Below are 4,541 nucleotides of genomic sequence, written 5' to 3'. Positions count from 1 at the left end.
AGCCCCCAGGTCGTCCACAATGGCGGATAGCCCCGCACCGTGATGTGGAAGATGCGCTGCACCCGCGCGATGTAGCTGCCCACCGCCGCATACATGAAGCCCGAGAACAGCGGCACCGCCCCGATCCGCAGCAGCGAGTCCTCGGGATAGATCCACGAGCCGTGCGCGGTCTTGAACAGCTCCATCACCGTCCCGGCGATATGGAACAGCAGGATGACCCGCGCCTCCTCCCAGGTCTCCAGCTTCAGCGCCAGCATGCCCGCCTGGATGGCCACCGCCCCGACCACCAGGAAGTCGTAGCGCGACACCGGCGCGGCCTCGGGCCACAACAGGAAGGTGCCGAGGATCAGCGCCAGCATCAGCCCGCCGAACAGGCAGGCCCATCCCTGCTTCAGCCCGAACCACAGGAACTCATAGGCGCCCCGCCGCAGCGGCGACCGGTCGGCCCACGCCTCGGCCCGCGTCAGCCACAGGCGGCCACGGGTTTCGAGCGGAAGGCGGGTCGAGATCATGCCCCGGACGCTAGCCGCCTCCGGCCCTGCTGGCGCGTGGAGTTTTGATGCAGCCGCGCGACGATTGTGACGGACTGTGCAGATTGTGTGGAGATAGGGCGGAACCTGCCTTGCCGAGGCGCTGCGCGAGACCGTCTTCCAACCCTTCCAGCGCAACCGCGCCCGGGCGCAGGGCAGCGGCCTGGGCCTCGCCATCGTCCGCGCGGTCGCCGAGGCGTATCGCGGACGCGTCGATTACCGGCCCAACGGAGCCGGCTCGACCTTCGAGATCAGGCTGCCGCTGGCCGCCGCGACAGACTGAGTCGTCAGCCCGCCGACCGAGCGACCGACAGCCGCCGTTCCAGCTCGGCTTCCAGCTGGGTCAGCGTCATCCGCACCGGCAGCATCAGCCCGATGTCGTAGCCGCTCTGCTGATAGAGGGTTTCCGTCTTGCGGGCCTGCCGCGCCGCCGGGGTCAGTCGGATCATCAGGCGGGCCAGGGGCCGGGATTGCTGCCGGCGCGTGAGGCGAACCACCGGATGCTCGTTCCAGGCGTCCATCGACCGGTCCCGCCAGACGCCGAAGCCCTCGATCTCGGACCAGCGCAGGGACCGTCGGGGCCCCGCCTGCCGCCATTGCAGTCCCTCCTCGTCCGCCCGCAACTCGAGCGGCAGCCAGCCATAAAGGAAGGCGGACACGCCGAGCGCCCCCATCGCCCAGGCGAAGACCAGTACCATCGTGGGATTACGGCCGAACTCATGGCCCAGCCAGGCCAGTCCGGCGATCGCCAGCATGCCCAGGCTGTACAACAGCATCATCCAGTTGACGGTCCGCAAGTACAGCGGCGCCTCGGTCACGAGAGCCTCAGCCCCGCCCGCGATAGGTCGGCACGCCCTGGTCGGGCAGCCACAGGCCGTCCGGAGCCGGGCCGGTCTGCCAGAACACGTCGATCGGAATGCCGCCGCGCGGATACCAGTAGCCGCCGATGCGCAGCCATTTCGGGTCCAGCAGCTCGGCCAGCTTCTTGCCGATGGCGACGGTGCAGTCCTCGTGGAAGGCCCCGTGGTTGCGGAAGCTGGTCAGGTAGAGCTTCAGCGACTTGCTTTCCACCAGCCAAGGGCCGGGGGCGTAGTCGATGACGATGTGGGCGAAGTCCGGCTGGCCGGTGACCGGGCACAGGCTGGTGAACTCCGGCGCCGTGAAGCGGGCCAGATACAGGGTGTCCGCGTGCGGGTTCGGCACCCGCTCCAGCACGGCGGTCTCCGGGCTGGTCGGCGCGGCGGTCATTTGGCCCAGCTGGTGCAGGCCCGAGGTGTCAGTGGTCATGGCGTCGCTCTACCGATTTCGGTCCCTCTCGTCACGCCGCCAGCGGCGCGACGCCCCGGAACGGCTCGTCCAGGCTCGGCTGCGGCAGGGTGAACCAGTTCGCCCCCGCCTCGGTCATGTGGAAATGATCCTCCAGCCGGATGCCGAACTGACCGGGAACCACGATCATCGGCTCGTTGGAGAAGCACATGCCGACGTCCAGCAGGGTCTGGTCGCCGCGCACCAGATTGGGCGCCTCGTGGATGTCCAGGCCGATGCCGTGCCCGGTGCGGTGCGGCGTGCCCGGAACCTGATAGTCGGGGCCCAGCCCGCTGGCTTTCAGGAACGCGCGCACGGCCGCGTCCACCGCCTCGCACGGCTCGCCCAGCCGCGCCGCCGCGAAGGCCGCCGCCTGCGCCGCATGCTCCAGGTCCCAGATGCGCCGCACCTCCGGCGTCGGCTCGCCGAACACATAGGTCCGGGTGATGTCGGCGTTGTAGCCGTCCAGCGCGCAGCCGGTGTCGATCAGGACGACGTCGCCCTCGCGCAGCTCCGGATCCCCCTCCCCGCCATGCGGCAGCGACGTGTCGGCTCCGAACGAGACGATGCAGAAGGTGTTGCCGCCGTCGGCGCCCAGCGCCCGGTGCTGGCGGTCGATGAAGGCCGCGACCTCCGAGCCCCGCATCCCGGCCCGCAGGCTCCCGTGCGCCCGCCGCTGCGCCTCCAGCGTCAGCGCCTTGGCCCGCGTCATCAGGGCGATCTCGGCCTCCGACTTGCGCGCCCGCAGCGGCGTGATCAGCCGGTCGGCGCCGCGCAGCCGGTCCACGCCGAACACCTCGGCCAGCCCCAGCCAGGCGAACACCGGCGCCTGCTCGTCGACCGCCAGGATCCCGGTCGGGACTGCGTCGGCCACCAGCGCATAGGGGCTCTCGTGCTCCTCCCAGGTCAGGAACTCGCCCGGCACGCCGATCGAGCCGCCGACCTTGTCCAGCTCAAAGGCCGGGCAGATGTAGGTCAGCGGCTTTCCGGGCCGCACCAGCGCGGCGATCATCCGCTCGGACCGCCGCCACACCAGGCCGGTGAAATAGCGCAGGCTGGTCGTCGCATCGATCAGCACCGCCGCCAGCCCTTGCGCCTCCATCGCGGCCTCCAGCCGGGCCAGCCGCTGACGGCGCTCCTGCAGGGTGATCGGCGGCGGATTCATGGGCGGTCTCGCGAAGGACGGAACGGCTTGCCTGTCCCCGGCGCGCCGGGGCATGAAGCAGGGAGGATCTGTCGGGGAGATAGAGACATGGGCGGACGTTTTCAAAGGCGGTGGGGCCGATACGTCCTTTCCGTCGCGGCCCTGTCGCTGATCATCGCCGGTCCCGCACCGGCGCGACAGACCGGACCGAAGCCCAAGCCCGGGGCGACGCAGACGGCCCCGCCCGTCATCGTTCCGGATCCGCCGCGGCCCGGACCACCGCCTGCGCGAGCGAACCCTTCGCTCATCACCAATCCGTCCTGGGCGCGGCAGCCCGTGCCCGACTACCCGGCGACGGCCCTCGCCAACGGGATCGTCGCGGGCCGCGTCACCCTGCGGTGCCTGGCGCTTCCCGACGGGGCGCTCTCCGGCTGCGAGATCATCGAGGAGACGCCGGCGGGCCAGGGGTTCGCGGCATCCGTCATCACGGCGGCCGCACGGGCGCGCCTGTCGCCCCGCACCGTGGACGGCGCCGCCACGGGCGCCAGGGTGCAATTCACCACCCGCTTCGCCGCGCCGGTGGTGGTTGAGCCCGCGCCGTCTCCTCAGCCGCGCAGGGGGCGGCCATAACCCTCGTCCCCACGTCCGGTTCTGACGCACGCGCGCGCTAGGATACGCGTTCGTCCCTCCGGACGCTTCGCACTGTTCGCACCCTGTTTTTCCGGTTTGCCTTACCCGGGGACAGCCCGCTATCCGTAGCGAAAGACAACTCGGGGAAACGCCATGGCCATTCCGGCTTCGCTGCAAAAGGGTCTCAAGCTGCCGGTGATCGCGGCGCCCATGTTCCTGGTCTCCGGACCGGATCTGGTGGTCGAGACCTGCAACGCCGGGGCGATCGGCACCTTCCCATCGCTGAACCAGCGCACCACCGAGGGCTATCGGGAGTGGCTGCACGAGATCAAGGGCCGGCTGAACCCCGACGCGGCGGCCTTCGGCGTCAATCACATCGTCCACCCGACCAACCCCCGCCTGATGGCCGACATGATGGTCTCGGTGGAGGAGAAGGTGCCGCTGATCATCACCTCGCTGGGCGCCGTCCGCGACGTCGTCGACGCGGTGCACGGCTACGGCGGCCTGGTGTTCCACGACATCGCCAACGTCCGCCACGCCCGCAAGGCGGCGGAGGCGGGCGTCGACGGCCTGATCCTGGTCGCCAACGGCGCCGGCGGCCACGCGGGCATCGTCAACCCCTTCGCCCTGGTCGAGGAGGTCCGCGGCTTCTTCGACGGAACCATCATCCTGTCGGGCTGCCTCTCCACCGGGTCGGACGTCGCCGCCGCCCTGATGATGGGCGCCGACTTCGCCTACATGGGCACCCGCTTCATCAACACGACCGAAAGCTCGGCCCAGCAACACTACAAGGACATGATCATCGACAGCGGCTCGGCGGACATCGTCCACACCCCGGCGGTGTCGGGCATCCCGGCCAATTTCATGATCAAGTCGCTGGTCGAGAACGGCATCGACCCCAAGACCCTGCCCGAGCACAAGCTGGACATGGG

General features: G+C 70.0%; 7 protein-coding genes. 3 read left to right on the top strand and 4 right to left on the bottom strand.

Annotation, left to right across the window (positions count from 1 at the left end; translation table 11 throughout):
- Window positions 1-512 (bottom strand): DUF817 family protein (locus Q0C81_RS16490; RefSeq protein ID WP_291840496.1); only part of this gene is annotated, 512 nt, incomplete at its 3' end.
- 121 nt (window positions 513-633) lie between these two features.
- On the opposite strand from Q0C81_RS16490, the gene Q0C81_RS18335 reads away from it, so the two are divergent.
- The gene (locus Q0C81_RS18335; protein ID WP_367118034.1) at window positions 634-813 is read left to right on the top strand and encodes an ATP-binding protein; all 180 of its coding nucleotides are present in this window, start codon (window positions 634-636) and stop codon (window positions 811-813) included.
- Window positions 814-817: 4 nt separating this feature from the next.
- Here the strand turns inward: Q0C81_RS18335 and Q0C81_RS16485 are convergent, their stop codons facing one another.
- Genes Q0C81_RS16485 through Q0C81_RS16475 form a run of 3 tightly spaced genes read right to left on the bottom strand, consistent with a single transcriptional unit; the run spans window position 818 to window position 3,000 of the window.
- Window positions 818-1,348 (bottom strand): hypothetical protein, encoded by a 531-nt coding sequence (locus tag Q0C81_RS16485; protein WP_291840494.1) that lies wholly within the window; start codon window positions 1,346-1,348, stop codon window positions 818-820.
- Between the two features lie 7 nt (window positions 1,349-1,355).
- Window positions 1,356-1,817 (bottom strand): preQ(1) synthase, encoded by a 462-nt coding sequence (queF, locus tag Q0C81_RS16480; protein WP_291840491.1) that lies wholly within the window; start codon window positions 1,815-1,817, stop codon window positions 1,356-1,358.
- Window positions 1,818-1,848: 31 nt separating this feature from the next.
- Window positions 1,849-3,000, bottom strand: coding sequence for a Xaa-Pro peptidase family protein (locus Q0C81_RS16475; RefSeq protein ID WP_291840487.1), 1,152 nt, complete (start codon window positions 2,998-3,000; stop codon window positions 1,849-1,851).
- A 315-nt stretch (window positions 3,001-3,315) separates the two neighbouring features.
- Here Q0C81_RS16475 and Q0C81_RS16470 point away from each other — a divergent pair, with 315 nt between their 5' ends.
- On the top strand, window positions 3,316-3,609 hold the full coding sequence (locus tag Q0C81_RS16470) for a TonB family protein (protein WP_291840484.1): 294 nt from the start codon (window positions 3,316-3,318) through the stop codon (window positions 3,607-3,609).
- Window positions 3,610-3,762: 153 nt separating this feature from the next.
- The coding region (locus tag Q0C81_RS16465; protein WP_291840481.1) for a nitronate monooxygenase at window positions 3,763-4,541 on the top strand (779 nt) is incomplete at its 3' end.

Source organism: Brevundimonas sp. (assembly GCF_023259385.1).
Classification (GTDB): domain Bacteria; phylum Pseudomonadota; class Alphaproteobacteria; order Caulobacterales; family Caulobacteraceae; genus Brevundimonas.
This window is presented reverse-complemented; position numbering and strand designations above follow the sequence as displayed.